We start from the raw sequence: 2,278 nt of genomic DNA, 5'->3' as shown, positions 1-2,278 counted from the left end.
AGGCTTCTTCGCTCGCGTCCTTGAAGTCGATTTTCAGAACCATCTTGCCGATTTGCAATCGATTGTGGTCTTCGAGTTTGCATTCTGTAATCGGGGAACCGTCTACAAAGGTTCCGTTGGTGCTGCCCAGGTCCTTGACGGTAACGTCAAGGCCGTCAAAGGTCAGGGCACAGTGCCTGCGGCTTACCAGTTCGTCGTCCAGGCGAATGTCCGCATCTTGCCCACGGCCAAGCACGACCGTTCCCTTTTCGAGCGGTATCTGCTTGAATAGGTGTTGCGGGTACAGCACGATCAGGTGCGGTCGCATGGGGGCGACGGGTAACTTGATTGTGTTGCCGCTGGCAATTGTTCGGTCCATGTCCTGCATAAGCGCTCCGTGTTCACCTAAAATGTAATAAAAAACAGGCTTGCCTAGCCTGTGCAATTTTGCGTGATTTACATATCGCTTTTTCTGCATGATTCGGTGATTCCTTTTGGTAAACTTTCATAAACAAGATTGTGAAAATTGGCGGTTTTCTCTAGTTTTAGGGCGATATTTCACTTGTCTACAATAGCGCAGCCTGCGGAATGAAAAAAAAAGTAAAAAATGTGCTTTTTTGTAAAGAAAAGGATATTTTTACATAGGTTGTGGTGTCCTCAAAAGGCCGGTCTTTTGGGTGTACCCAGCGTTAAGGAAGTCATATGAAGAGAGATACACAATTTTCTTTGTGGAAAATGTCGTTATGGAAGTATGCCCTGGGCTGTTGCCTGCTCTTTGCGGGGGTGCAAGGAGTTTGGGCTCAAGGACAACAGAACCAGAATCCGGTTACCTGTAAGGGTACAGTGTACTTTAAGGCTCCGGATGACTGGACTGGTGCATTTATTGGTGGTCAAAACGTCAATAATACTCAGGCGATGAAGTTGAACGCCGATGGTTTCTATGAATTTGACCTTGAAAAGCTGGGTATCACGGATAACCAGAAGGTCATGTTTACCATTGGAAGCCAGGCCAACAACACTCGTGTAGATTTTACGACCCTTAGGCTAGTAACGGCAAACGGCTATAATGTTCCGACCAAAAATGCGAACGATACGAGTTGGCCCACCAACGAGGCCAGCCTCCGTTGCCCCGGCGAAGGCGAACACGTATATGTTACCGAAGATCCTGACAGAGCTGGGAAAACGTTTACTGGAAAGTATCCTCCCGGTGCAAAGTATTTCTTCGTGATGATTCCGCCCGAAATGGAAGCCTGGATGTCCGCCGTTCCGATGATCAGTTTCGATGGGGGCTTGACCGGCTCTCCCATGACTGCCGTGAACGATATGTGCGGCTGGTATTCCTATGTGTTTGTGGGTCAGGATATTTCTGACAATGTGGTGCTTTACCGCGATGACGACCTTGAACGCGCCGACATGATTGGCGTGAACGGCAACTGGGAACAAGAGGAGCAGGCCCAGCCGATTCCCTTGGGATTCCTTTTGAACATGGTAGACTCCCTGTTCTTTGTTCCGGACGAAGAGCAGAAAGGTGAAAGCCCGGATGGCTATTTCTATAGCAAGGCGGAAGTCGACGGTATCGCAGGTACTTGCTCTTACACCATGGCAGCCATTATTTACGATTCCGATGCCAGCTTGCACCCGGCCTTCTCTTGTTACAAGGATGGTGGTGGCGAAGGTTGCCAGAATGGCGCTTTGGGCATACCGGCTGGGACGGCAGTGCAACTTGTGAACGCCTGTATTGGTGTGACACCGGGCCTTGTCGAAAGCAAACTTGATCCGACGGTTCCACAGTCGCAGAGAAAGCCCAAGTTGAGCACGAAGGGCAAGAACTGCTTTATCGATGAAACGTATTTTGGCATGCTGTTCAATTATACTCCGGGCGTAAACGAAAAAAGCTGCTTTGACATGCCGTTCAAGCGCGCCAAGGATGGTAAGTGGGAATTCGACTCCGACTATTATACTAGCCCGGGCCTTACCGTGCCGGGTGGTTTCTACCCGGTAGAAGCTTCTACCAATGAGACAATTCTTGCGGCGGATCCGACCCAAACTCCTGTTGCTGCGGCCCGTACCAAGCGTACGGCCGAAGGCCCGGTGTTCTATTCTTCGCCCCTTCGTAAAATTAACGCGGCCGAACAGATGCCGGAAATCGACATTCTTTGCAATGGTCCCGGTTGGGACAAGGGCATGAAATGTGATGGCCTTTTTAAAGATGGTGAAGGTACGGATGCCGCTCTTTCGCCTAGATTCGGCTCTTGTATTTTTGGTTGGAGCTGCAAGGCAGATGCTCCTGAAGATTGGG

At 50.0% G+C, this 2,278-nt stretch carries 1 protein-coding gene and 1 pseudogene; one reads left to right on the top strand and one right to left on the bottom strand.

The window, feature by feature from the left end; translation table 11 throughout:
* The coding region (locus Q0628_RS03105) for an FHA domain-containing protein (RefSeq protein ID WP_298768118.1) at positions 1-367 on the bottom strand (367 nt) is incomplete at its 3' end.
* A 347-nt stretch (positions 368-714) separates the two neighbouring features.
* Between Q0628_RS03105 and Q0628_RS03100 the strand changes: the two are divergent.
* Positions 715-2,278 (top strand): annotated as a pseudogene (locus Q0628_RS03100) (fibro-slime domain protein); the annotation flags it as partial.

This window comes from uncultured Fibrobacter sp. (assembly GCF_937877005.1).
Taxonomy (GTDB): Bacteria; Fibrobacterota; Fibrobacteria; order Fibrobacterales; family Fibrobacteraceae; genus Fibrobacter.
The sequence above is the reverse complement of the archived record's forward strand: the minus strand, read 5'-3'. Positions and strand labels throughout refer to the sequence as shown.